Here is a 24,635-nt window from a genome sequence, read left to right as displayed (position 1 = left end):
ATGAATCGTTACGGGAGGATTCCATGCGTTTGTCCACTGCCGCCATCGCGGCCGCTGCTGCCTTTACCCTGTCGCCTGCCTTCGCGCAGGAGGATCGTTCGGACTGGCCCAGCAGCCTGACCATCGGCACCGCCAGCCAGGGCGGCACCTATTTCATCTATGGCACCGGCCTCGCCGGGCTGCTCAACCAGAATATCGGCATCAATGCCTCGGCCGAGGTCACCGGCGGTCCGGTCCAGAATGCGACGCTGGTCGAGACCGGCGATCACCAGATCGGTCTGGTCACCATGGGCCCCGCCTATGAGGCATGGACCGGCAACAGCGAACTGGCGCCGGGCGTGGAACATTCCTCGATGCGCGCGCTGTTCCCGATGTATCAGACCCCGTTCGAGGCGGTGGCGCTGCAATCCTCGGGCATCGCGGATGTGACCGATATGGCGGGCAAGCGCGTCTCGGTCGGGCCTGCGGGCGGCACGGCTGCGACCTACTGGCCGCGCTTTTTCGAGGTGCTGGGCGTCGAGGCGAATGTCAGCTATTCGGGCGCCAATGACGCCACCAGCCAGGTCAAGGACGGTCTGATCGACGCCTTTGCCTTTGCCGCCGGTGTGCCCATCTCGGCCTTCGCGCAGATCGCAGCGGAAAACCCGGTCAATATCTTCGGCTTCACCGAAGAGCAGCGCGCGCAGATCCTCGAGGCGCTGCCGGAAGTGGCGGCGTTCGACGTGCCGGGCGGCATGTATCAGGGCTTCCCCGAGGGCCATGGCACCGTCGCCATGTGGAACTTTGCCATCGCGCATGCGGATATGCCCGACAGCCTCGCCTATGAAATCACCAAGCTGGTGATGGAGAACAACGAGGCGATGATGCAGATCCACGCCACCTCGGCCGAGACGCTGCCCGAGAACGCCGACAAGAACACGTTCCTGCCCTATCATCCGGGCGCGCTGCAGTATTTCGACGAAAAAGGCATCGAGATCCCCGCCGACCTGCGCGGCTGATCACGACCTGTCCCGGTCGGAGGCCCCTGCGGCCTCCGACCATCCCAACCTGACCCCCATTCCATGAACGGCCCGGCTGCGGCATCCTGTCCGCGACGCCCGCGCCGACGGAGACCCCAACATGTCCGCTCATCCCGCTTCCGCGGCAGATGCCGGCCCCGTCATCGCGCAAGGCGTCGATGAAGAGCCGATGGCCCCCAATCAGCGCGACCCCAAGGCGCGCATCGGCCTGCTGATTGCCGTTCTCTGTGCCGTCTATACGAGCTTTCACCTCGTCGTCATGGTCCTCTATCCGCTGGAAACCTGGACCTATCGGATGATCCACCTGTGCGGTGGTCTGGTGATCGGCTTTCTGACCTACTCCGCGCTGGTCCAAAGCCCCGACGCGCCCGACGAGGCGCCCGCAGGCACGCAGCGCCACCCCGCAGCCCTTGCGCTGATGGCCATCGCCGTCGCGGGCATCGGTTACGGCTTTGCGATGATCGCCTATGCCTGGGCGGGCTGGTGGCTGTTCGGGGCGCCGCAGCCGCCACGCTTCATGTTCCAGACCTATGGGCTGCCGCTGGTCATCGGCACGGGGGCCGCGATCCTGTCGGGCTGGCTGTTTGCGCCCCGTGCGCGGGGCCGCATTCCGTTTGCCGATGTCATGCTGGGGATCGCGGCCATCGCGGTGCTGGGCTATATCCTGTTTGTCGTGGGCGCGCTGCGGATGCGGGCGGGCACCGGCATGGCGCAGCCCGGTGATCTGTGGGCGGCCGTGACCGGCGTGCTGCTGATCCTGGAACTGGCGCGCCGCATGACCGGGCTGGCGCTGGTCGTGATCGTGGGCGTCTTCATCGCCTACAGCTTCCTGGGGCCGTGGCTGCCGGGCTTTCTGAACCATCGCGGCTATACGGCCACGCGGTTCTTTACCTACATCTTTACCGATCAGGGCGTGCTGGGTGACCCGATTGCGGTCAGCTCGACCTATATCATCCTGTTCATCGCCTTCGCGGCGTTCCTGCAAGCCTCGCGCGTCGGCGATTATTTCGTCAACTTCGCCTTTGCCTGCGCCGGTCAGGCGCGCGGCGGTCCGGCCAAGGTCGCGGTCTTCGCATCCGGCCTGATGGGCATGATCAACGGCACCTCGGCGGGCAATGTGGTCTCGACCGGCTCGCTGACCATTCCGCTGATGAAGAAGGTGGGCTATTCGTCCAAATCCTCGGCGGCGATCGAGGCCACGGCGTCCTCGGGCGGGCAGATCCTGCCGCCGATCATGGGGGCAGGCGCCTTCATCATGGCCGAGGTGACGGGCATTCCCTATACCGACATCGTGATCGCGGCGATCATCCCGGCGCTGCTCTATTTCGTGTCGGTCTATTTCATGGTCGATCTTCAGGCGCTGAAGCTGAACATGAAGGGGCTGCCCCGGTCTGAACTGCCGCGCTTTTCGGTGCTGGTGAAGCAGGTCTATCTGTTCCTGCCGATCATCATCCTGATCTACACGCTGTTTGCCGGCTATTCGGTGATCCGCGCGGGGGCGATGGGGATGGCCTCGGCGGCGATGGTGTCCTGGCTGACCCCGCACAGGATGGGGCCGCGCCAGATCTTCCGCGCGCTGGAACTGGGCGCGAAAATGTCGATCCAGCTGGTCGCCGTCTGTGCGGCGGCGGGGGTGATCGTGGGGGTCATCGCGCTGACCGGCGTGGGGGCGCGGTTCTCGTCGCTGCTGCTGGCGATTGCCGATCAGAACCAGCTGCTGGCGATGTTCTTTGCCATGTGCATCTCGATCATCCTCGGGATGGGGATGCCGACCACGGCGGCCTATGCGGTGGCGGCGGCGGTCGTGGCGCCCGGCCTGATCAGCCTCGGCGTGCCGGTGCTGGTCGCGCATTTCTTCGTCTTCTACTACGCGGTCATGTCGGCCATCACGCCGCCGGTGGCGCTGGCGGCCTATGCGGGCGCGGCCCTGTCGGGGTCTGACCCGATGAAAACCTCGGTCGAGGCGTTCAAGATGGGTCTTGCCGCCTTCATCGTGCCGTTCATGTTCTTTGGCTCGCACGAGCTGCTGATGCAGGGCGAGACGATCGACATCATCCACGCCACGGCGACGGCGCTGCTGGGGATGTTCCTGCTGTCGGCAGGGGTGATCGGCTACTATTTCGGCCATGCCTCGGGCATCGTGCGGCTGGTGCTGCTGGCGGCGGCGCTGTCGATGATCTCGGTGGGCTGGCTCACGGATCTGGTGGGGCTGAGCGTCGCGGTCGTGCTGTTCCTGTGGCAGCGCAAGATGGTCACGCCCGCCTCACTGGCGCGAGGGCAGGCCGACTGAGAGCGGCCATCTCATCCTATCCCAAAGAACTCGGGCGGGTCGTCAGACCCGCCCTTTTTCATGTGGCGAGCGGGTGGCGGGCACGGGGTATCTCCGGGCGGTGGCTGCACAGTCTGAGCGCTGATGAACCGGGCTTTGCCGCAATCTGCGTGCGGGGCGTCTGGCAGGCATTCCGGGGGCAGCCGCCAGTTTCAGACAGGCAAGACGCCGTTGCCCCAAGGGGCGATTGCCAACGCCCGCCATCGGCTGAACGCCCCATGCCTGCACGGTCGGGCCGCGACGGCGACGGGTCAAAAGGAAACGCGCGCCCGTTTCAGGGCGCGCGCATGGATGGAACCGGATGGCGGGCGGCCGGATGTCAGCGCCCGATCACCTGACAATCGCGGCTGCGGCTGAGCAGGCGTTCGCAGGCCAGCTCTGCCTCGGCGCGGTTCAGGTTGACGAATTGCGCATCAAAGCCGCGCCGCGTGTCCGAGACCTGACGCCGGGCGCTGCCAAGCACGGCACCGTTCTGCAGGGCGAGGCTGAGCAATTCGCGTTCGGCCTGCGCCTGCGACGTGAACATCCCCAGCGACACGCCCCAGCTGCGCCCGCTGTCTGCCGGGCGGCGCACAATCTCCAGCGCCTCCGGGTTGCCCAGATCGCCCTCGCCCATGGCCGCAAGGATCACGGTTTCCGAACGCGGGCGCGGTGCCGCGGAACTGACCAGATTGAGGCTGCCCGCAGGCGCGCCGCTGGCCGGAGCGGCGGGTTCAGGGGTAGGCTCGGCTGCTGCGACGACTGCTGCGGTGCTGGCCGGGTCGGCGCGCCGGGGCGACGGACGCGGCCGTGCGGACGCCGCCAGGACCGGGGCAGCAAGGCTGGCCGATGCTGCGGTGGTCGGCGCCACTGCAACGGCTTCGGCCACGGCTTCGGCGATGGCGGCACCACTGGCGCCGGGGCGTGTGCGGGGCCGCTGGCTTGCAGCAAGGCTCAGCGTGCTTTTGCGGTCCAGTCCCGCGTCTGCCGTGGCACCCGCCTGTCGCAACGCCTCGGTCAGGTCCGGCGGCGGGGCGACCGGGGCCGCGGCCAGCAGGCTTGCGGCGGCGGCAGGCCGGGGGGCGGGGGCCGCGGCCAGCACCATCCGCTGCGGTTCGGGCTGGGTCGCGGCGGGGGTCGGCTGCACCTGCGCGCGGCGGGTGGTGGAGGCCTGCACCAGCATGCGCGGGCGCTGCGGACGCACCTCGCGGACGCGGTCGGGGACGCGCGGGAAGCTGGCATCCAGCAATTCGGCCATGACCTGATTGCGCTGCGCGGTCGAGGTGCCGCCAAAGACGGTCGCGATCAGCCGCTTGTTGCCGCGCTGCGCCGAGGCGGTCAGGTTGAAGCCCGCCGCCCGCGTATAGCCGGTCTTGATCCCGTCGGCGCCCTGATAATCATCCAGAAAGCGGCGGTTCGTCGCGGTGACCTGCGCAATGCCCGCATCCGCCGTCCGGCGCGAGAACAGGTTGTAATACTGCGGGAAATCGTAGAACAGATGGCGACCCAGAATGCTCATGTCATGGGCGGTCGAGAAATGCCCCTCTTTGGTCAGGCCATGGGCATTGCGGAACTGGGTGTTGTTCATCCCCAAAGCCCGCGCCATCTGCGTCATCTGCTGGGTAAACGCCTCTTCCGAGCCGGCCAGCCCCTCGCCGATCGCCGTGGCCGCGTCATTGGCCGAGCGGACGGCGGCGGCGCGGATCAGATAGCGCAGCTCGATCTGCTGGCCTGCGCGCAGCCCCAGCTTGGACGGCGGCTCATTCGCGGCATTGCTGGAGATGGTAAAGCGCGAATCCAGCCGGACGCGCCCGCTTTCGATCGCATGAAACGTCATATACAGCGTCATCATCTTGGTCAGCGAGGCCGGGTGCAGCCGGGTGTCGGCGTTCTGCCGATAGATCGGCTGGCCGGTGCGGGCGTCCATCACATAGGCCGCGAACGGCGCCCCGGTGACGGGTTGCACCAGCACAAGCGACAAAAGCGGGGCGGCGAACAGCGCAACTGCCCACAGCCGGAATGCGGAAAGGAATCTGGTCACTGTCACGGTCTTTCTGCCTCTGCGGGCGCGTCTTTTTTCGCACACCCGTCGTTAATAATCCGACAATAGCATGGCAGAAAAATCCATGAAACCGTGCATTCGAGATATTTTGCTGATCGCAAGGGCCGCCAGCCCGACCCTCGGGCTGGCGGCAAAGGGGCTGGGGGGCTTTCATCCCCGCCGGTTTCGACTATATTCCCCGGATGCGGACATGGCGCCGACCGGCACTGTCCGGCTGGCGCGGACTTCAGGAATGACCTTGACGCAGATGATCCACCGGATGACAGACAGCACGCCGCCCGATGACCAGTCCGATCTGGCGGTCAAGCCGCGCACCCGCTCGCAGCGGCCACCGATGTACAAGGTGCTGATGCTGAACGACGATTTCACACCGATGGAATTCGTCGTTCATGTGCTGGAGCGGTTGTTCCACATGACCCATGCCCAGGCCATCGAGATCATGCTGACCGTCCACCGCAAGGGTGTGGCCGTGGTCGGCGTCTTCTCGCACGAAGTGGCCGAGACCAAGGTGGCGCAGGTGATGGAGCTGGCGCGGCGCCAGCAGCACCCGCTGCAATGCACGATGGAAAAAGAGTAGACCGTGACACAATCGAGACTCGACCTGGCCTTTCCGGATGGCCATCCCGGAGGGCAGGTTCTGCTGATCGGCGCCCGTGGCACCGATGATCTGTCGGCATTCGATCCGGCGCAGACACAGATCCGGCAGGGGCATTTCCCCGACCATCAGGCGCTGAGCGCGCGCGGCTGGCGCGTCGCGCCCGAAATCGAGGGGGCGTTCGATCTGGCGGTGCTGATGCTGCCCCGCGCCAAGGCGGCCGCGCGGGCGGCCATCGCCGATGCGGCCGGGCGCCTGCCTGCGGGCGCGGCGCTGTGGATCGACGGGCAAAAGACCGATGGCGTCGATTCGATCCTGCGTGAGCTGCGCGCGCTGGCCCCCGTGGATGAGGTGCACAGCAAGGCGCATGGCAAGATATTCCGCGTGACCCTGCCCCAGGGGGACTGGCTGCCCGCCGGTTGGGCCGCGCAACCCGCCGAGGCGGCGCCGGGCTTTCAGACCCTGCCGGGCGTGTTTTCCGCCGATGGTGTCGATCCCGGCTCGGCCATGCTGGCGGCGCATCTGCCCGCCAAGATGCCCACGCGCGTCGTCGATCTGGGCGCGGGCTGGGGCTGGCTGTCGGCGCAGATCCTGCCGCGCCCGGGCCTTGAGCAGCTGCATCTGGTCGAGGCCGATCACGCCGCGCTGCAGATGGCGCGGGCGAACCTGTCCGACCCCCGCATCCGCTTTCACTGGGCCGATGCGCGCGATTTTTCGCTGCCCGAGCCGGTCAATGGCGTGGTGATGAACCCGCCCTTCCACGAGGGGCGTCAGGCCGATCCGAAACTGGGCGCGGCGTTCATCGCCACCGCCGCGCGGCTGCTGACCGGGGCGGGGCGGCTGTGGATGGTCGCCAACCGCCACCTGCCCTATGAGGCGGTGCTGAGCCAGTATTTCGGTCAGGTCCACGAGATCGCCGGTGACAGCCGCTTCAAGGTGATCGAGGCGACGGCGGCGGGCAAGGGCAGCGCCACCGTCCGCGCATCGAGGGCCAGGCGATGAGCCTGTCGATTCAGGGCAAGACCGCCATCGTGACCGGGGCCGCGCGCGGTGTCGGGCTGGCCATCGCCCGCCATCTGGTCGAACGCGGCGCGCAGGTCATGTTTGCCGATGGCGAAGAGGCCGCGCTTGCTCAGGCCGTGGCGAATTATGACGACGACCGGCAGGTGCGGCGCTTTGTCGGCAATATGGCCGAGAAACTGGCGATGGCGAACCTGCTGTCGGCCACGATCGACGCCTTCGACCGGGTGGATATTCTGGTCAACGCGCATCGCTTTGTCAAAAGCTCGGACCCGCTGGACACCGATATCGACGCGCTGGAAGAGATGCTGCGCCAGAACCTGCTGTCGGGTCTGCGCCTGTCGCAGATCGTCGCCAAGCGGATGATCCGGCAGGCCGAGGGTGACAAGGACAGCCCCCAGACCGGCGCCATCGTGAACATCTCGACGCTGGCGGCGCGGCGCCCGATCCCCTCGATGCTGGGCTATTCCATCGCCTGCGCGGCGCAGGAACATGCGACGCGCGGGCTGGCGCTGGCGCTGGCGCCGCATCGCATCCGGGTGAACGGCGTCAGCTTCAGCAGCGTGATGTCGCATGAATTGCAATGCGGGCTGAAAGAGAATCCCGACAAGCGCGCGCAGATCATCGCCGGCACGCCGCTTGGCCGCATCGCCGCCGCCGATGAGCTGGCCGAGACGGTGCATTACCTCGTCAGCGATGCCGCGCGCTTTGTCACCGGCCAGATCGTCACCGTGGATGGCGGCCGCAGTCTGGCCGATCCGGTCACCGCCCAGATCCTGTAGCGGTCAACTCAGCTTTCGTCGGGATAGGCCGCGCGGCAGGCGGCGATGGCGCGGTCGGCGCTGGCCGACAGCACATTGCGGCGCGCGACCAGCCCGTCACGCTTGCGCGCCTCGGCCACCGGGTCGATGGGCACGCGGAACCGCTCGGTCTCGGTCTGGTCGCGCCAGCAGCTGTAGGTGGTGACGACCGGCTTGCCTTCGCGGTCGGTGGTCACGGTCTCGCATTGGGTCAGGCGCTGGCGGGTGACCTGGCGTTCATCCCAGGCATAGCCGCGCGACAGATTGCCCTCGACCTCTGCCAGCAGGCTGCTGACGGTGCGGTACTCGCCGGTATTGCGGCTGATGCACTGCTCCTGCGGCGTCTGGCAGGCGGCCAGCAGCAGCGGCAGGGCAAGGATCAGGGCGGTGGTGGTGTTGCGGGACATGGCGGCTCTCGTTACATCAGGTTGCGAATGCTAGCCGCGAAGGTGCAGGCTTTGCAAATCACGAATGAGGACTGTCATGGATGAGCACCGCAGCCAGGCCGCCGCATGGTTCCGCGCGCTGCGCGACCGCATCACCACCGCCTTCGAGGCGCTGGAGGACCGCGCCCCCGGCCAAGCTGCGCCGGGCCGGTTCGAGGTGACGCCGACCAGCCGCGCCGATGACGGCGGCGGCGGCATCATGTCGGTCATGCGCGGCGGTCGCGCCTTCGAGAAGGTCGGCGTGAACTGGTCCGAGGTGCATGGCACGCTGGCGCCCCGCGCGCAGGCCGCGATGGCCGCGCGCGGCGTGCCGGGGATGGCGGAGGACCCGCGCTTCTGGGCCAGCGGCATTTCTCTGGTCGCGCATATGCAGAACCCGCATGCGCCCGCCGTGCACATGAACACGCGCATGTTCTGGACACCGGGCGCGTGGTGGTTCGGCGGCGGCGCCGATCTGAACCCCTGTATCGAATACGCCCCCGACACCGCGCATTTTCACGACACATTGCGCGACGCCTGCACCCCCCACGACGCGGGATATTACGACCGCTTCAAGGCATGGGCCGACGAGTATTTCTTTATCCCCCACCGGGGCCGGGCGCGCGGTGTTGGCGGCATCTTCTATGACGATCTGAACAGCGGCGACTGGCAGGCCGATTTCGCCTTTACCCGCGACGTCGGCGCCGCCTTCCTGCCCGCCTTCCTGCCACTGGCCGAGGCGCGGATGGCCACGCCCTTCACGGATGCCGACCGCGACACGCAGCTGATCCATCGCGGCCTCTATGCCGAATATAATCTGGTCTATGACCGGGGCACCAAGTTCGGGCTGGAGACGGGGCATAATGCCGATGCGGTGCTGATGTCTCTGCCGCCGCTCGCCAAGTGGATCTGATCCTCACCCCCGGTCTGATCGGGTTCGTCATCGCGGCAGTTCTGGCCGAGATCACGCCGGGGCCGAATATGAGCTATCTGGCGATCGTGGCGCTGGGTGACGGGCGCAAGGCCGGGCTGGCGGCGGTGGCCGGGGTGGCCTCTGGTCTGGCGCTGGTGGGGATTGCCGCGGCCTTCGGGCTGGGGGCGCTGATCGCGGCGGTGCCGGGGCTGGCCGAGGTGCTGCGCTGGGGCGGTGTGGCCTATCTGCTGTGGCTGGCATGGCAGGGCTGGCGCGGGGCGGATGAGGCCTCAGAGCATGCGGCGCGCGGATCGGCGGCTGCGCAGTTCTTTGCGCGCGGGCTGATCACCAACCTGCTGAACCCCAAGGCATTCGCCTTTTACCTGTCAGTGCTGCCCGCCTTCATGCCGCAGGCCGCGCATGATCCGGCGATGTTTCTGTCGCTGGCCGCGATCTATGTCGGCATCGCGACGGCCATCCATGCCGGTATCGTACTGGCCGCCGCGCATTGGCGGCGGTTTCTGGGCGACGCCAAGGCCGAGCAGAGGCTGCGCCGCAGTCTGGCCGTCCTGCTGGCGCTGGTCGCGATCTGGCTGGCGGTGGCGACAGCGGACTGATCAGACGTCCAGTTCCTCGACAAACCGCGCATTCTCCTGAATATATTCAAAGCGCAGTTCCGGCTTCTTGCCCATCAGCCGCTCGACCAGATCGGCGGTCTCATGGCCCAGTTCATCGTCGATGCTGACCCGGATCAGCTTGCGCGTTTTCGGGTTCATCGTGGTGTCTTTCAGATCCTTGGCGTCCATCTCGCCCAGACCCTTGAAGCGCTGCATGTCGATCTTGCCACGCCCGCCCAGACCCTTTTCCATCACCCGCTCTTTCTCGGCCTCGTCCGAGACATACATCCGATGCGCCCCCTGCGTCAGACGATAGAGCGGCGGGCAGGCCAGATAGAGATGCCCCTTGTCGATCATCGGGCGCATCTGGGTGAAGAAGAACGTCATCAGCAGGCTGGCGATATGGGCGCCGTCGACATCGGCATCGGTCATGATGATGACCTTGTCATAGCGCAGATCGTCGACGTTGAATTTCGATCCCATCTGCACGCCAAGCGCCTGACACAGATCGTTGATCTCCTGATTGGCGCCCATTTTCGATGAGGCCGCGCCCAGCACGTTCAGGATCTTGCCGCGCAGCGGCAGCAGCGCCTGATTGGTGCGGTCGCGCGCCATCTTGGCGGAGCCACCTGCCGAATCGCCCTCGACGATGAACAACTCGGTGCCGTCGCGGTTGGTGGCGCTGCAATCGACCAGCTTGCCGGGCAGGCGCAGCTTCTTGGTGGCGGTCTTGCGGGCGGTTTCCTTTTCGGCGCGGCGGCGCAGGCGTTCCTCGGCCCGCAGGATCAGGAAATCGAGGATCGCGCCCGCCGATTTCGTGTCCGCCGCCAGCCAGTTGTCGAAATGGTCGCGCACGGCGCCCTCGACCAGACGGGCGGCCTCGGTCGTGGCAAGGCGGTCCTTGGTCTGGCCGACGAATTCGGGCTCGCGGATGAAGCACGACACCAGCGCGCAGCCGCCCACGATCAGGTCGTCGCGGATGATCTGGGCGGCTTTCTTGTTGCCCACCATCTCGCCATGGGCGCGGATGCCCTTGAGGATCGCGTTCCAGAAGCCCATCTCATGCGTGCCGCCTTCGGGGGTGGGCACGGTGTTGCAATAGGACTGGATGAAGCCGTCGCGGGCAGGGGTCCAGTGGATCGCCCAGTCGACCTTGCCCGGCGCGTTGAAGCGCCTGAAATCGACGCTGCCGGCAAAGGGGCGGTCGGAATAGGTGCTGGCGCCGGTCAGCGTCTCGGCCAGATAATCGGCCAGACCGCCGGGAAAGTGGAACACCGCCTCGCGCGGGGTCTCGCCATCGTCGATCTCGGATTTCCAGCGGATTTCCACGCCCGAGAACAGATAGGCCTTGGATTTCACCATCCTGATCAGGCGGGCGGGCTTGAAGCGGTGATGGCCGAAGATCTCTTCATCGGCGTGGAAAGTGACCGTGGTGCCGCGCCGGTTGGGCGCCGCGCCGATCTTTTCGACCGGCCCCTGCGGGATGCCGCGCGAAAAGCGTTGCTCGAACAGTTCCTTGTTGCGGGCCACCTGCACGACCATCAGATCCGACAGCGCGTTCACGACCGAGGCGCCGACCCCGTGCAAGCCGCCCGAAGTCTGATAGGTATCGCCCGAGAATTTCCCGCCCGCATGCAGGGTGCACAGGATCACCTCCAGCGCGGATTTGCCCGGAAACTTGGGATGCGGGTCGATGGGGATGCCGCGCCCGTTGTCGCGCACGACGACGCTGTGATCGGCCAGCAGCTCGACCTCGATCCGGGTGGCATGGCCCGCCACCGCCTCGTCCATCGAGTTGTCGAGGATCTCGGCCACCAGATGGTGCAGCGCGCGTTCGTCCGTGCCGCCGATATACATGCCGGGCCGTTTGCGCACCGGCTCCAGCCCCTCCAGCACCTCGATCGAGGATGCAGAATAGGCGTCGCTGGCGGCATTGCCGGAAAGAAGGTCGTCGGCCATGGTCTGCTCGTTCTTCTGGTTCTTGGTCTGGTTCGGGGGCGGTTATCTCATGCGGGCGGGTCGCGCGGCAAGGGGTTGTGGCGCCGCGCGGCCCGACCGCAAGGGATGCGCCCGTTATTCAGGCTCGGCCAGACGCGCGGCCCACATGGCCCTGAAGGCGGGCCGGTCCTGACAGGCCGACAGCCAGGCGCGGATCGCGGGGAAGGGTTCCATCAGGGCGGTGTGGCCCGCCGCATAGCGGATGATCTCGGCCATGTTCAGGTCGGCCACGGTAAAGCGCCCGCCGATCAGATAGGCATGGGTCGCCAGATGATCCTCCAGCACCCTGAGGGGGCGGGCAAGGTTCCCGGCGGCCTCGGCCACCAGCCCGGCATCCTCGGGTGCGGCCAGCGTGCGGTTGTGCAGGAACAGGATGGTCAGCGCGTCAGGCTCGATCGCGGTGGCGCCATAGAAGGACCACTGACCCATCAACGCGTCTTCCTCGTAATTCTGCGGACCCACATCGCCGCCATGCTTGCGCGCCAGATGCAGGGTGATGGCCAGCGATTCCGACAGGATCAGCCCGTCATCCTCGATCACCGGGATCGCGCCTGCGGGTGACAGCGCCAGAAATTCCGGGCTGCGGGTGTTCAGGGGCGCGTCGGGTGCATCGGCATCGGCCAGCCGGTAGGCCTGGATCACCGGGCGCTGCTGGAAGGGCAGGTCCAGCTCATGGCACAGCCAGACAATGCGCGAGGCGCGGGATCGGGTGACGCCGTGAAGGGTCAGCATGGGCGGTCCTTTCTGTCAGGTGCCGCAACATCGCCCGCCCGTGCGGGTCTGCGCAAGATGTCTCAGCGCAGCCCGGCGCGGGCGGCGGCGCGATGGATCGCGGCCACGACCTGATCGGGGGCGGCGTGGTGTGGCATATGGCCCACGCCCGGCAGCACCGTCAGCCGCGCGCCCGGCACCTCGGCCTCCATCCGGCGGGCGTGGAACTCCAGCCCCACGGTGGTATCGGCATCGCCATGCACGATCTCGATCGGTTGGCGCAGGCGCGGATACAGCGGCGCCATCTGTTCCAGATACGGTTTCAGCGCCATGACCTGCCGCGCATTGGCCGACAGGCTGTCGCGGCGCAGGCTGAGACCGGCGCCGACATGATCGGCATAGCCCGGCGGCGCGGACTGGGGCGCAAAGATGCGCTCGATCACCTCGTCGGCGCGGCCAAGCGGTGCGAAGGCGGTGATCGCGGGCACCGCCGTGCTGCGGCCAAAGCGGCTGGTGATAAAGGGATACCATCCCTCCAGCTCGCCCGGCCATGGATGGGTGGCACCCGCCAGTTGCACGATGGCGGCAGGCCCGTCCGGGTCGGCCAGCGCCCATGCCATCGCCACCGCGCCGCCATAGCTGTGGCCGACCAGCACCGGGTTGCGCACCCCGATCTGATCCGCCGCCGCCCGCAACAGCGCCGCCTGCGCCAGCGGGCTGTCATTCGTGGCACCAAGGCTGTCGGTCCAGCCCAGTCCGGGGCGGTCAAAGGCGATCACCCGGTAATCCCCCGCCAGCCGCCCCATCAGATCAAAGGTGAAGTCGCGCAGATTGCCGCTGGCGCCGTGCAACAGCACCACATCCGGGCCGCTGCCTGCGATCTGCACATGCACGCGTTGGCCGTCCACGTCCAGAATGCGGCCGGTGGGCGGGTAATCGGCGTTGATGCGGGCCTCGCGGGTGGTGGCGCGGTTGTCGACCAGCGCGGCGCAGCCCGCCAGCGCCAGCACCAGAAGCGCCATCACGGGCATCAGCTTGGTCAGGGTCATGCGGGTGTTTCCTTTGTGGCGTTGTGATACAGACACGCGCAAGATGCCGCCGGGGTTGCATGCGCGCACGCCTGCTGGCGCCGAGGTGATTTGCAATGCCGCAGCCATGGCCCTAAACCAGCGCCATTCCGACCCGAGGAGCCTGCCGTGATCCCGTTCCTGCGTGCCGCATCCGTCCTGTGCCTGTCGCTGTTGCCGCAGGCGGCGCTGGCCCATCCGCATGTGTTCATCGACGCCGGTCTGCGGCTGGATTACGACCCTTCGGGCCGTCTGGCGGCGGTCGAGGTCGAATGGCGCTATGACGCCTTCTATTCGCTGCTGATCCTTGAGGATTTCGGCATCCGCCCGGCGGCCGGGGGGCTGACCCCCGAGGATGCGGCAGTTCTGCGCGGCTTTGACGGCGACTGGGACGCGGGGTTTGACGGCGGCCTCTATCTGGGCTCCGAGGGGCGGCGCATCGCGCTGGCCGCGCCGCGCGATTTCAGCGTGTCCTTGCAGGACGGCCAGCTTGTGTCGCGGCACCGGCGGCCGCTGGCACAGCCGCTGTCGGGCGAGGCGCCGCTGGTCATTCAGGTCTATGACCCGGAATTCTACGTCGATTTCACCGTGCCGCAGCCGCCGGTTGTCCGGGGCCGCGCCGATTGCCGGGCCGAGTTGCGGCCGGGCGACAGCTATGCCGCCGCCGACGCCTATGCCGCCGCCCTGCGCGATGCGCTGCGGCGCGAGCTGTCGGCCCTTGAGGCGCGCGACGAAGAGATGGTCGAGGTGAATATCGGCGCGGTCGGCGCAGACGAGATCCGCGTCGGCTGCGGGGCCTCGGGATGAGCGTCGCGCGCCGCATCGGCGCCGGGCGCCTGATCGCGCTGGCGGGGCTGGGCCTTGGGCTGGCGGTGGTGGCGTTGTGGCTGTCGGGCGGGCTGGCCGGGGTCGAACGGTGGGCCGCGACCTCGCAGCGCGAGGTGCAGAACCTGATGGCGGGCGCCCTGCAACGCCTGCGCGCGGGCGAGCCGGGGGCGGCCATGGCGCTGATGGCGCTGTGCTTTGGCTATGGCTTTGTGCATGCGGTGGGGCCGGGCCATGGCAAGCTGGTCATCGGCAGCTATGGTTTTGGCAGTCAGGTGCCCTTTGCCCGGCTGGCGGGTCTGTCGGTGGCGGCCTCGCTGGCGCAGGCGGGCACGGCGATCGTGCTGGTCTGGGGCGGGATCGCGGCGCTGGATCTGGGGCGCGAGCAACTGACCGCGCTGTCGGAACGCCACATGGCCGACATCAGCACCGCCCTGATCGGGGTCGTGGGGCTGTGGCTGGCATGGCGCGGCGCCCGCATGCTGCGGGCGCAGGCGGCGCCGGTTGCGGCGCATGAGCATCACGCCGCCTGCGGCTGCGGCCATGCCCATGGCCCCAGCCCGCAACAGGTGATGCAGACGCGGTCCTTTCGCGACGGGCTGCTGGTGATCGCGGGCATCGCCCTGCGCCCCTGCACCGGCGCGCTGTTCCTGCTGCTGCTGACATGGCGGATGGAGATCTTTGCGATGGGCGTCGCGGGCACGCTGGCGATGGGGCTGGGCACGGCCTCGGTCACGCTGGCGGTGGCGGCGCTGGCGGTCTGGGCGCGGCGTGGCAGTGTCGCGCTGGTGCCCGAAACCGGGCCATGGGCGGGCGTGGCGCGCTGGCTGCCCGGCGGTATGCAGCTGGCGGCAGGCGCGCTGATCGCGCTGGTGGCGGTGCTTGTGCTGATCTGACGGCTGCGGCGGCCTGCCGCAGCCTGCGTGCCCGCCACTTGATACAGGTCAAGGAACCCAAGGCCCCGCGCGCGCTAGAACGGCTGCGCGCAACAGGAGCCTTCCCATGTCCAGCGAACCGCTAGACCCCCCCAGCCTATATGCCGCCCGCGAGCCGATTTTCCCCAAGCGTGTCTCGGGGCGCTTTCGCAACCTGAAATGGATCGTGATGGCGGCGACGCTGGCGGTCTATTACATCACGCCGTGGATCCGGTGGGATCGCGGCCCCCTGATGCCCGATCAGGCGGTGCTGGTGGATCTGGCCAACCGGCGCTTTTTCTTCTTCTGGATCGAGATCTGGCCGCATGAATTCTATTTCGTCGCGGGCCTGCTGGTCATGGCGGGGCTGGGGCTGTTCCTGTTCACGGCGGCGCTTGGCCGGGTCTGGTGCGGCTATACCTGCCCGCAGACCGTCTGGACCGACCTGTTCATGGTGGTCGAGCGCTGGATCGAGGGCGACCGCAACGCCCGCATCCGTCTGCACCGTGCCAAATGGGATGCGAAAAAGGCCCGGCTGCGGGTGACGAAATGGGCCGTCTGGCTGCTGATCGCGCTGTCCACCGGCGGGGCCTGGGTGTTCTATTTCACCGATGCGCCCAGCCTGCTGCGCGGCTTGCTGGCCTTTGATGCGCCGCCGGTGGCGTGGATCACCATCGCGCTTCTGACCGCGACCACCTTTCTGTTCGGCGGCTTTGCACGCGAGCAGATCTGTATCTATGCCTGTCCCTGGCCGCGCATTCAGGCCGCGATGATGGACGAGGACACGCTGACCGTCGCCTATCGCGACTGGCGCGGCGAGCCGCGCGGCAAATCGGCGCCCACCGCCGAGCGGGGCGACTGCATCGACTGCATGGCCTGCGTCAATGTCTGCCCGACCGGCATCGACATCCGCGACGGCCAGCAGATCGAATGTATCACCTGCGCGCTGTGCATCGACGCCTGCGACGAGATCATGGACCGCACCGGCAAGCCGCGCGGGCTGATCGGCTACATGGCGCTGCGCGACGAAGAGGCCGAACGCGCGGGCCGCACCCCGCGTCCGCTGCTGGGTCATATCCTGCGCCCGCGCATGCTGGTCTATTTCGTGCTGTGGTCGGCCATCGGCGTGGGGCTGGCGGTGGCGCTGGTGCTGCGCTCCGAGGTGGATCTGAACGTCACGCCCGTCAGGAACCCGCTTTACGTCACCATGTCTGATGGCGCTGTCCGCAACGCCTATGAGGTGCGGCTGCGCAACAAGCAGCACGAGGCGCGCAGCTTTGTCTTTACGGTCGAGGGCGCGGGCGAAGGAGGCGGCGCGGAGGATCTGATCCTGACGGTCGAGGGCGAGGGCGACGCGCTGGCGCTGGTGCCCGCGGATCAGACCATGACCCGGCGGGTCTATCTGACCGCGCCCGCAGGCTCGGCGCTGGCGGGGTTGGAAAGCACACCGATCATCCTTGGCGTCAGCGACAATGACGGCCCGGCGCGCAACAGCGTCGAGACGGTCTTTCACGGAAGGAGCAGATGATGAAACGCGAGCTTACCGGCAAACATGTGCTTGCCATCGCCGTCTCGGCCTTTGGCGTCATCATCGCGGTCAATCTGGTCATGGCCTATAATGCTATCGGCAGCTTTCCGGGCGTCGAGACGAAAAGCAGCTATATCGCCTCGCAGCATTTCGACCGCGACCGCAACGCTCAGCAGGGGCTGGGCTGGACCGCCGATCTGGCCATCGAGGGCGACCGCGCCGTGCTGCGCCTGACCGACGCCCAAGGTGCCGCCGTTTCGCCCGAGGTGCTGCGCCTGCAGCTGCGCCGCCCGACCCATCAGCGCGACGACCAGCAGCCCGACCTGTCGCCCGAGGCGCCGGGCCGCTGGAGCACATCGCTGGCGCTGGCGCCGGGCAACTGGAATGCCGATGTGATGGCCGAGGATGGCGATGGCGTGGTCTTTCGCCAGCGCCTTTACCTGAACATCCGCCGCGACGGGGGCTGACACATGGCCGATCTGTCCGCCGACCGGGGCTATGACGCGCGGCTTGGCTCGTGCCCGGCCTGCGACGCCGCACCGCTGGCGCAGCGTCTGGCCGACCGGGCCGAGGCTGCGGCCCCGGCCGCTCTGATCCTGTCGCTGCCCGGCGCGCATTGTGCGCTGTGCATCACGCAGGTCGAGGATGCGCTGATGGCCCATCCGGGCGTGCGCGCCGCGCGGGTCAACCTGACGCTTCGCCGGGTGACGGTAGAGGCGCCGGGCCTGACCGCCGATGATCTGATCCCGGTGTTGGCCCGCGCCGGTCACGAGGCGCATGAACTGGACCCCGACGCGCTGGCCGCCACCACCGCCGACCGCGCCGGGCGCGACCTGCTGATGCGGATCGGCGTCGCGGGTTTCGCGATGATGAACATCATGATCCTGTCGGTCGCCGTCTGGTCAGGCGCCGAGGCCGCGACCCGCGATCTGTTCCACTGGATCAGCGGCGCCATCGCCCTGCCCACGGTGGCCTTTGCCGGGCGGCCGTTCTTTGCCAGCGCGTTCCGTTCGCTCAGGGCGCGCAGGCTGGGGATGGATGTGCCCATCTCGCTGGCGCTGGTCCTGGCATCCGCGATCAGCGTCTATGAGACCGCGAATTCCGGCCATCACGCCTATTTCGACGCCGCCGTAATGCTGTGCTTTTTCCTGCTGATCGGGCGCTATCTGGACTATCGCACCCGTGCGATTGCGCGCTCCGCCGCCGCCGAACTGACCGCGCTGGAGGTGCCGCGCGCCACGCTGCTGTCGAAGGCCGTTGAAACGGTCGTGCCCGTCGCCAGCCTGCGCCCCGGCGATCTGATCCGCGTGCGCCCCGGTGGCCGCATCCCCGCCGACGGGCAGATCGTCGACGGCACCTCGGAAATCGACCGTGCCCTGCTGACCGGCGAGACGCTGCCCGTGCCCGCCGCCCCCGGACTGATGCTGTCGGCGGGCGAGGTGAACCTGACCGGCCCGCTGGTCATCCGCGTGACGGCGGCGGGTCAGGACAGCTCGCTGGCCCGGCTGACCGCGCTGGTCGAGGCGGCGGAAAACGCGCGCGGGCGCTATACCTCGCTGGCCGAGCGTGCGGCGCGGGGCTATTCGCCCGCCGTGCATCTGCTGGCCTTCGGCAGCTTTCTGGGCTGGTTCTGGGTGTCGGGCGATCTGCGTCTGGCGATCAATATTGCCGCCGCTGTGCTGATCATCACCTGCCCCTGCGCGCTTGGGCTGGCGGTGCCTGCGGTGGTCACCTCGGCCTCGGGGCGGCTGTTCCGGCGCGGGCTGCTGATCAAGGACGGCACCGCGCTGGAACGTCTGGCCGAGGTGGATACGGTCGTCTTCGACAAGACCGGCACCCTGACCATGGGCCAACCACAACTGGTCGGCGGCCCTCTGCCGGATGATCTGGCGCCGGTGGCGCGCGCGCTGGCCGAGGCCTCGTCGCACCCCTTGGCGCGGGCGCTGGCTTCGGGCCTGAACCACGTCGCGCCCGCCACGCTGACCGATGTGACCGAGATCCCCGGACGCGGCATTTCGGCCTGCTGGCAGGGGCGCATGGTGCGGCTTGGCCGTGCCGACTGGCTGGGCGCAGACAGCGACGCGGATGGCGCGCTGCTGTCCAGCTGGTTCGCGATTGAGGGCGCCGCACCCCTGCGGCTGGAGTTCAGCGACCGGCTGCGCCCCGGTGCCGCCGAGTGCATTGCCGCGCTGAAGGCTGACGGGCGGCGGGTGATCCTGCTGTCGGGCGACCGGCCTGCGGCGGTGGCGCATCTGGCGGATCAGCTGGGTATCACTGAATGGCATGCAGGCGTCAGCCCGACCGACAAGGCCGGGATGGTGGGGCGGCTGGCCGATCAGGGCATAAAGGTGCTGATGGTGGGCGACGGGCTGAACGACACGGCGGCGCTGGCGCGTGCGCATGCCTCGATCTCGCCCGCCACGGCGCTGGATGCGGCGCGGGTGGCCAGCGACATGGTGCTGACCGGGCAGGATCTGGCGCCGGTGGCCGAGGCGATCCGGGTGGCCAAACGCGCCACCCGCCGCATCCGCGAGAATTTTGCCATCTCGTTCGGCTATAACGTGATTGCGGTGCCCTTCGCGCTGGCGGGCTTTGCCACGCCGCTGCTGGCGGCCTTGGCCATGTCGGTCAGTTCCATTACGGTGACGCTGAACGCGTTGCGCCTGAACCGATAGGGGACCCCCATGGAAATCCTGACGATCCTGATCCCCGTCTCGCTCGGGCTGGGGGCTGCGGGGCTGGTGGCCTTTGTCTGGGCGCTGAAATCACGCCAGTTCGAAGACCCAAAGGGCGACAGCGAACGCGTGCTCAGCGACAAATACGACGACCAGCCGCGGCAGGATTAGACGGTATCAATCCCCAGCTGCCGCGCGAATGCCACCATCTGCGGCCCTATCGCGGCGCGGCTGGCAAACAGCGTCGCCTGTGACCGCAGGATCGGCGCCTCGTCCAGCACCCGCAGGTTGTTGGCCCGCAGCGTTTCCCCCGACGAGGTGATGTCGGCAATCGCCTCGGCGGTCAGGTTGGCAATCGTGCCCTCGGTCGCGCCCTGACTGTCCACCAGCTGGTAGTCCGCGACCTCATGGCCGGCCAACCATGCCCGCACCAGCCGGTGATATTTCGTGGCGATGCGCAGCCGGAACCCGTGTTCGGCGCGGAAATCGCGGGCGATGGCGGCGAAATCATCAAGGGTTGTGCAGTCGCGCCAGCACTCCGGCACGGCCAGAATCAGATCGGCATGGCCAAACCCCATCGGCGCCAGTTCGACCAGATCCGAGGCCCAGCCCGCCAGCTTTTCGCGCACCAGATCGGTGCCGGTCACGCCCAGCCCGATCCGGCCCGCGGCCAGCTCGCGCGGGATCTCGCCCGCCGACAACAGCACCAGCCCGACGCCCTCGGCCCCCTCGACCCGGCCCGCATATTCGCGGTCAGAGCCTGCGCGCGACAGCCGCACGCCCCGGTCCGCGAACCAGTCGAAAGTCTGCTCCATCAGCCGCCCCTTGGACGGCACGCCAAGACGGATCATGCCTGCGCCTCCAGTTCTGCGACCAGACCGGGGCGGATGATGCCGCCCACGGCGGGGATCTCGCGGCCCCGGCCCAGCACGCGGGTCAGCGCGTCATAACGCCCGCCCGAGGCGATGGGCGGCCAGCCCGCGCGATCCGCCTGAAAGCTGAAGGTGAAGCCGTCGTAATATTCCAGCGTCGTGCGCCCGTGGCTGGCGTCAAAGATCACCCCCGCAGGGTCGATCCCCTGCGCGGCGATGGCGTCCAGCCGGGCGCGGATGCGCGCCACGGCAGGCGCGATGGCGGGCATGTCTGCCGCCAGTTCCGTCAGCTCTGCCACCGCCTCGGGGGCCGGGGCGCGCAGGGCGAACAGCCGCTCCAGCCGCTCGGTCCAGACCGGGGGCAGGGGGGCCACGGCGGCATCGGCGTTCAGCCGCGCGATGCGGCGCACCATCCCGGCCTCGGTCCGCAGCCCGGCCCATGGCGCGCCGGTCTCGGGGAAGTCGCGCGCCACGGCGGGGGTCGAGAACCGCGCCAGCAGCCGCCGGAACCGCCCCGGCCGCCAGATGTGATGCGCTAAGGCCTGCGCCCGCGCCTCGGTCAGCGGCAGCCCGGCCACGGCATCGAGGATCAGCCCCATATCGCCCATCTCGGCGCGCAGCGACAAGGGCGCCAGGGCCCGGTGAAACAGCGCGAACACCTCGGCATCGGCACCGGGATCGCGGCTGAACAGCTCGAACCCGCATTGCAGATATTCGTGATCGCGCGGGGTTTCGGGGCGGGTCTCGCCCATATCCTGCTTGCGGAACACCTCGCCCAGATAGCAATAGCGCGCGGGCTCGGCACCGTTATCCATATGCGCCTGCACCACCGGCACGGTAAAATCGGGCCGCAGCATCATCTCGCCCCGGATCGGGTCGGCGGTGACATAGGCGCGGGCGCGGATATCCTCGCCATACAGATCCAGCAGGCTGTCGGCGGGCAGCAGGATGTCGGGCGCGACCTCGACCGCACCGGCGGCACGAAAGACGTCCAGCAGGCGCTGGCCCACGGCCTGCTTGTCGCGTTTCGGGATCATCCGATGATCCTGCGGACTTCGGCCAGCAGATCGGCGCGCGCCACCTCGGTCTGGGCAGGCTGGGCCTTCCATTCCTCAAGGCTGGCATCCGCTGCAATGCGCGCGCCCAGCACCAGATCCTTGACCTGCACGACGCCGCGCGCGGCCTCATCCCCGCCCTGAATGATTGCCACCGGGGCACCGCGCTTGTCGGCATATTTCAACTGGTTGCCGAAATTCTTCGGATTGCCCAGATAGACCTCGGCGCGGATGCCCGCCGCGCGCAGCTCGGACGCCATCGCCTGATAATCGGCCATCCGGTCACGGTCCATCACCGTCACGACGACCGGCCCCTGCGCCGCCTCGCCTGCCAACCCCTTGGCGTGCAGCGCCGCCAGCAGCCGGTCCACGCCGATGCTGACGCCGGTGGCAGGCACCTTCTGGCCGGTGAAACGCTCGACCAGCCCGTCATAGCGCCCGCCGCCCGCGACCGATCCGAACTGCCGCTTGCGGCCCTTTTCGTCGAGGATCTCGAATGTCAGCTCGGCCTCGAACACGGGGCCGGTATAATAGCCCAAGCCGCGCACGACGGCAGGGTCGATCACGGCGCGATCCTCGGCCACACCCATCGCGGCCAGCAGATCGGCGATCTGCGCCAGCTCACCCACGCCCTCGCCGCCGATGGTTGATGCGCCGACCGCTGCGCGCAGATTGTCCAGCGTGGCGGCGTTATCGGCCCCCTTCGAGGTTAGGAAGGCCAGCACCGGCGCCGCCTGCGCCTCCGACAACCCCACGCCCTCGATCACCGCCCCGCTGTCATCGCGCCGCCCCGTGGTCAGCAGCGCCAGCACACCGTCGCGGCCCACCTTGTCGAACTTGTCGATCTGGCGCAGCACATCCTCGGCCTGATCGGCGGCGACCTCGGCGGCCTCCAGCACGCCGTTCAGCACCTTGCGGTTGTTGATCCGCACCAGATAGTCGCCGCGCGCAATCCCCACAGCCTCCAGCGCATCGGCCAGCATGCCGCAGATCTCGGCATCCGCGGCGACCGAGGCCGACCCGACCGTATCCGCATCACATTGATAAAACTGCCGGAACCGCCCCGGACCGGGCTTTTCATTGCGCCAGACCGGCCCCATCGCATAGCGGCGATAGGGGCTGGGCAGATCATTGCGATACTGCGCCGCGACGCGCGCCAAAGGCGCCGTCAGATCATAGCGCAGCGCCAGCCAGTCGCCCGCCGTGCCGCCACCCGGCACCGCCTCCTCCTGCCAGGCAAAGACGCCCGCATTGGGCCGGTCCACATCGGGCAGGAACTTGCCCAGGGCCTCGACCGTCTCGACGGCGCTGGTTTCCAGCGGATCAAAGCCATGGCGATGATAGACCCCGGCGATCCGGTCCAGCATGGCCTTGCGCCCGGTCACCTCGGCGCCGAAATAGTCGCGGAACCCCTTTGGCGTTTCGGCCTTGGGACGGGGTTGCTTTTTGGGGTCTTTTGCCATGGGTCTGTTGCCTTTACGGGGCCAAATCCGGGCATGCTGTAACGGAAGGGGACGAGATGGACAAGAACGCAGAAACCCGCTTGCTGGCGGTCGAGGAAACCCTCGCACATCTGACCCGCACCACGGACGAGCTGTCCGAGGTCATTGCCCGTCAGGACCGGACGATCCTGCAGCTGACCCGCCGCCTCGGAATGCTGCTGGAGGCCGAGGCGCAACGCCAGGCCGATCAGCCGGGCGCCGTCGCGTTGGCCGATCAGCGCCCCCCGCATTACTAGACGCACTTCGCCTGCCTGCTGCTTTGGTCAGAAAAATATCCTCTGGGGGTCCGGGGGGCGAAGCGCCCCCGGCCACAGCCCCCGGCAAGGTCCGCGGTCGCGGGTCCGTGAAATCGCGGCTTTTCCCGCCGCGCCTGATGCGCTAGACGCAACACGAAAAACTCTGTGGAACGAAAGGGTCGTTCATGGCCAATGTGGTGGTTGTCGGCGCGCAATGGGGCGACGAGGGCAAGGGCAAGATCGTTGACTGGCTCAGCGAACGTGCCGATGTGATCGCGCGGTTTCAGGGCGGCCACAATGCCGGCCACACGCTGGTCATCGGCGAAAAAGTGTTCAAGCTGTCGCTGCTGCCCTCGGGCATCGTGCGGCCGAACAAGCTGGCCGTGATCGGCAATGGCGTCGTTCTGGACCCCTGGGCGCTGTTTTCAGAGATCGAGAAGCTCTCGGGGCAAGGCGTCGCCATCTCGCCCGACAACCTGATGATCGCCGAGAATACGCCGCTGATCCTGCCGCTGCATCAGGATCTGGACAAGCTGCGCGAAGAGGCGGCGGGCAAGGCAAAGATCGGCACCACCGGCCGCGGCATCGGCCCGGCCTATGAGGACAAGGTCGGTCGCCGCACCATCCGCGTCGCCGATCTGGCCGATGAGGAGACGCTGGAGGCCCGGCTGGACCGCCTGCTGGCCCATCACGACGCGCTGCGCGCCGGTCTGGGCGCCACGCCGATCGACCGCGCCGACCTGAAGGCCAGGCTGCTGGAGGTCGCGCCGCGCCTGTTGCCCTATGCCAAACCGGTGTGGAAGATCATGGGCGAGGCGCGCAAGTCGGGCAAGCGCATCCTGTTCGAGGGCGCGCAGGGCAGCCTGCTGGACATTGATTTCGGCACCTACCCCTATGTGACCAGCTCGACCACCATGTCGGGCGCTGCGGCCTCGGGGACCGGCATGGGGCCGGGCGCGATTGATTTCGTGCTGGGCATCGTCAAGGCCTATACGACCCGCGTGGGCGAGGGCCCGTTCCCGACCGAGCTGGACGATGCCGATGGCCAGCGTCTGGGTGAACGCGGCCATGAATTCGGCACCGTCACCGGGCGCAAGCGACGCTGTGGCTGGTTCGACGCGGTTCTGGTGCGCCAGACCTGCGCGATCAGCGGCGTGAACGGCATCGCGCTGACCAAGCTGGACGTGCTGGACGGGTTCGAGAGGCTGAAGATCTGCGTGGGCTACGAGATCGACGGGGTGCAGTACGATTATCTGCCCACCGCCGCCGCGCTTCAGGCCAGGGTGACGCCCATCTATGAAGAGATGGACGGCTGGCAGGAAACCACCGCCGGTGCGCGCAGCTGGGCCGAGCTGCCCGCCGCCGCGATCAAATATGTGCGCCGGGTCGAAGAGCTGATCCAGTGCCCGGTCGCCATGCTGTCAACCAGCCCCGAGCGCGACGATACGATTCTGGTCACGGATCCGTTTGCGGACTGAGTTCATTGCGTCCCG

At 67.9% G+C, this 24,635-nt stretch carries 23 protein-coding genes; 15 read left to right on the top strand and 8 right to left on the bottom strand.

What is annotated here, in order from left to right; all coding sequences use genetic code 11:
- The first annotated feature begins 23 nt into the window (after nt 1–23).
- Together ACK41U_RS03605 and ACK41U_RS03600 are read left to right on the top strand one after the other, a co-directional pair.
- Nucleotides 24–998 (top strand): TAXI family TRAP transporter solute-binding subunit, encoded by a 975-nt coding sequence (locus ACK41U_RS03605; RefSeq protein ID WP_409676068.1) that lies wholly within the window; start codon nt 24–26, stop codon nt 996–998.
- Nucleotides 999–1,119: 121 nt separating this feature from the next.
- The gene (locus ACK41U_RS03600; RefSeq protein ID WP_409676065.1) at nt 1,120–3,309 is read left to right on the top strand and encodes a TRAP transporter permease; all 2,190 of its coding nucleotides are present in this window, start codon (nt 1,120–1,122) and stop codon (nt 3,307–3,309) included.
- Between the two features lie 358 nt (nt 3,310–3,667).
- On the opposite strand, the gene ACK41U_RS03595 is transcribed toward ACK41U_RS03600, so the two are convergent.
- Nucleotides 3,668–5,368 (bottom strand): D-alanyl-D-alanine carboxypeptidase family protein, encoded by a 1,701-nt coding sequence (locus ACK41U_RS03595; protein WP_409676062.1) that lies wholly within the window; start codon nt 5,366–5,368, stop codon nt 3,668–3,670.
- 280 nt (nt 5,369–5,648) lie between these two features.
- Between ACK41U_RS03595 and clpS the strand changes: the two genes are divergently transcribed.
- The 3 genes from clpS to ACK41U_RS03580 are packed head-to-tail and all read left to right on the top strand — an operon-like array spanning nt 5,649 to nt 7,786.
- Nucleotides 5,649–5,966 carry an ATP-dependent Clp protease adapter ClpS gene (clpS, locus tag ACK41U_RS03590; RefSeq protein WP_409676221.1) on the top strand — a complete coding sequence of 106 codons (318 nt, stop codon included), beginning with the start codon at nt 5,649–5,651 and terminating at the stop codon, nt 5,964–5,966.
- Nucleotides 5,967–5,969: 3 nt separating this feature from the next.
- Nucleotides 5,970–6,986, top strand: coding sequence for a class I SAM-dependent methyltransferase (locus ACK41U_RS03585; RefSeq protein ID WP_409676059.1), 1,017 nt, complete (start codon nt 5,970–5,972; stop codon nt 6,984–6,986).
- Nucleotides 6,983–7,786 carry an SDR family NAD(P)-dependent oxidoreductase gene (locus ACK41U_RS03580; RefSeq protein ID WP_409676056.1) on the top strand — a complete coding sequence of 268 codons (804 nt, stop codon included), beginning with the start codon at nt 6,983–6,985 and terminating at the stop codon, nt 7,784–7,786. The genes ACK41U_RS03585 and ACK41U_RS03580 overlap by 4 nt, the downstream gene beginning before the upstream one ends.
- Nucleotides 7,787–7,794: 8 nt before the next feature.
- Here the strand turns inward: ACK41U_RS03580 and ACK41U_RS03575 are convergent, their stop codons facing one another.
- A complete protein-coding gene (locus tag ACK41U_RS03575) occupies nt 7,795–8,211 on the bottom strand; it encodes a hypothetical protein (RefSeq protein ID WP_409676053.1) in 417 nt (138 codons plus the stop codon).
- 76 nt (nt 8,212–8,287) lie between these two features.
- Between ACK41U_RS03575 and hemF the strand changes: the two genes are divergently transcribed.
- Entirely contained in the window at nt 8,288–9,142 is an 855-nt protein-coding gene (hemF, locus tag ACK41U_RS03570) for an oxygen-dependent coproporphyrinogen oxidase (protein WP_409676050.1), read from the top strand.
- Complete coding sequence (locus ACK41U_RS03565; RefSeq protein WP_409676047.1) at nt 9,133–9,759, top strand: LysE family translocator; 627 nt, start codon at nt 9,133–9,135, stop codon at nt 9,757–9,759. The genes hemF and ACK41U_RS03565 overlap by 10 nt, the downstream gene beginning before the upstream one ends.
- Here the strand turns inward: ACK41U_RS03565 and parE are convergent, their stop codons facing one another.
- The 3 genes from parE to ACK41U_RS03550 form a co-directional block, all read right to left on the bottom strand.
- The gene (parE, locus tag ACK41U_RS03560; protein ID WP_409676044.1) at nt 9,760–11,718 is read right to left on the bottom strand and encodes a DNA topoisomerase IV subunit B; all 1,959 of its coding nucleotides are present in this window, start codon (nt 11,716–11,718) and stop codon (nt 9,760–9,762) included.
- A 114-nt stretch (nt 11,719–11,832) separates the two neighbouring features.
- On the bottom strand, nt 11,833–12,489 hold the full coding sequence (locus ACK41U_RS03555; RefSeq protein WP_409676042.1) for a glutathione S-transferase family protein: 657 nt from the start codon (nt 12,487–12,489) through the stop codon (nt 11,833–11,835).
- A 62-nt stretch (nt 12,490–12,551) separates the two neighbouring features.
- Complete coding sequence (locus ACK41U_RS03550) at nt 12,552–13,517, bottom strand: alpha/beta fold hydrolase (RefSeq protein ID WP_409676039.1); 966 nt, start codon at nt 13,515–13,517, stop codon at nt 12,552–12,554.
- A gap of 147 nt (nt 13,518–13,664) precedes the next feature.
- Here ACK41U_RS03550 and ACK41U_RS03545 point away from each other — a divergent pair, with 147 nt between their 5' ends.
- The 6 genes from ACK41U_RS03545 (at nt 13,665) to ccoS (ending at nt 19,648) form a co-directional block, all read left to right on the top strand.
- On the top strand, nt 13,665–14,342 hold the full coding sequence (locus tag ACK41U_RS03545; protein WP_409676036.1) for a DUF1007 family protein: 678 nt from the start codon (nt 13,665–13,667) through the stop codon (nt 14,340–14,342).
- Nucleotides 14,339–15,256 carry a nickel/cobalt transporter gene (locus tag ACK41U_RS03540; RefSeq protein ID WP_409676033.1) on the top strand — a complete coding sequence of 306 codons (918 nt, stop codon included), beginning with the start codon at nt 14,339–14,341 and terminating at the stop codon, nt 15,254–15,256. The genes ACK41U_RS03545 and ACK41U_RS03540 overlap by 4 nt, the downstream gene beginning before the upstream one ends.
- Before the next feature lie 106 nt (nt 15,257–15,362).
- Nucleotides 15,363–16,802, top strand: a complete 1,440-nt coding sequence (ccoG, locus tag ACK41U_RS03535) for a cytochrome c oxidase accessory protein CcoG (RefSeq protein WP_409676030.1) — start codon at nt 15,363–15,365, stop codon at nt 16,800–16,802.
- Nucleotides 16,802–17,269: a FixH family protein gene (locus ACK41U_RS03530; RefSeq protein ID WP_409676027.1), complete on the top strand. Its 468-nt coding sequence runs from the start codon at nt 16,802–16,804 to the stop codon at nt 17,267–17,269. The genes ccoG and ACK41U_RS03530 overlap by 1 nt, the downstream gene beginning before the upstream one ends.
- A 3-nt stretch (nt 17,270–17,272) precedes the next feature.
- Nucleotides 17,273–19,477: a heavy metal translocating P-type ATPase gene (locus tag ACK41U_RS03525; protein WP_409676024.1), complete on the top strand. Its 2,205-nt coding sequence runs from the start codon at nt 17,273–17,275 to the stop codon at nt 19,475–19,477.
- Between the two features lie 9 nt (nt 19,478–19,486).
- Entirely contained in the window at nt 19,487–19,648 is a 162-nt protein-coding gene (ccoS, locus tag ACK41U_RS03520; RefSeq protein WP_409676021.1) for a cbb3-type cytochrome oxidase assembly protein CcoS, read from the top strand.
- On the opposite strand, the gene hisG is transcribed toward ccoS, so the two are convergent.
- Genes hisG through hisS form a run of 3 tightly spaced genes read right to left on the bottom strand, consistent with a single transcriptional unit; the run spans nt 19,645 to nt 22,867 of the window.
- The gene (gene hisG / locus ACK41U_RS03515; RefSeq protein ID WP_409676018.1) at nt 19,645–20,328 is read right to left on the bottom strand and encodes an ATP phosphoribosyltransferase; all 684 of its coding nucleotides are present in this window, start codon (nt 20,326–20,328) and stop codon (nt 19,645–19,647) included. The two genes, ccoS and hisG, sit on opposite strands and share 4 nt — an antisense overlap.
- Nucleotides 20,325–21,383, bottom strand: a complete 1,059-nt coding sequence (locus ACK41U_RS03510; RefSeq protein ID WP_409676218.1) for an ATP phosphoribosyltransferase regulatory subunit — start codon at nt 21,381–21,383, stop codon at nt 20,325–20,327. The genes hisG and ACK41U_RS03510 overlap by 4 nt, the downstream gene beginning before the upstream one ends.
- Nucleotides 21,383–22,867, bottom strand: coding sequence for a histidine--tRNA ligase (hisS, locus tag ACK41U_RS03505; protein WP_409676015.1), 1,485 nt, complete (start codon nt 22,865–22,867; stop codon nt 21,383–21,385). The genes ACK41U_RS03510 and hisS overlap by 1 nt, the downstream gene beginning before the upstream one ends.
- 56 nt (nt 22,868–22,923) lie before the next feature.
- Here hisS and ACK41U_RS03500 point away from each other — a divergent pair, with 56 nt between their 5' ends.
- Nucleotides 22,924–23,142, top strand: coding sequence for a SlyX family protein (locus ACK41U_RS03500; RefSeq protein WP_409676012.1), 219 nt, complete (start codon nt 22,924–22,926; stop codon nt 23,140–23,142).
- 185 nt (nt 23,143–23,327) lie between these two features.
- Nucleotides 23,328–24,620 (top strand): adenylosuccinate synthase, encoded by a 1,293-nt coding sequence (locus ACK41U_RS03495; protein WP_409676009.1) that lies wholly within the window; start codon nt 23,328–23,330, stop codon nt 24,618–24,620.
- Nucleotides 24,621–24,635: the final 15 nt, after the last annotated feature.

This window comes from Paracoccus sp. (in: a-proteobacteria) (assembly GCF_046289755.1).
Taxonomy (GTDB): Bacteria; Pseudomonadota; Alphaproteobacteria; order Rhodobacterales; family Rhodobacteraceae; genus Paracoccus.
This window is presented reverse-complemented; position numbering and strand designations above follow the sequence as displayed.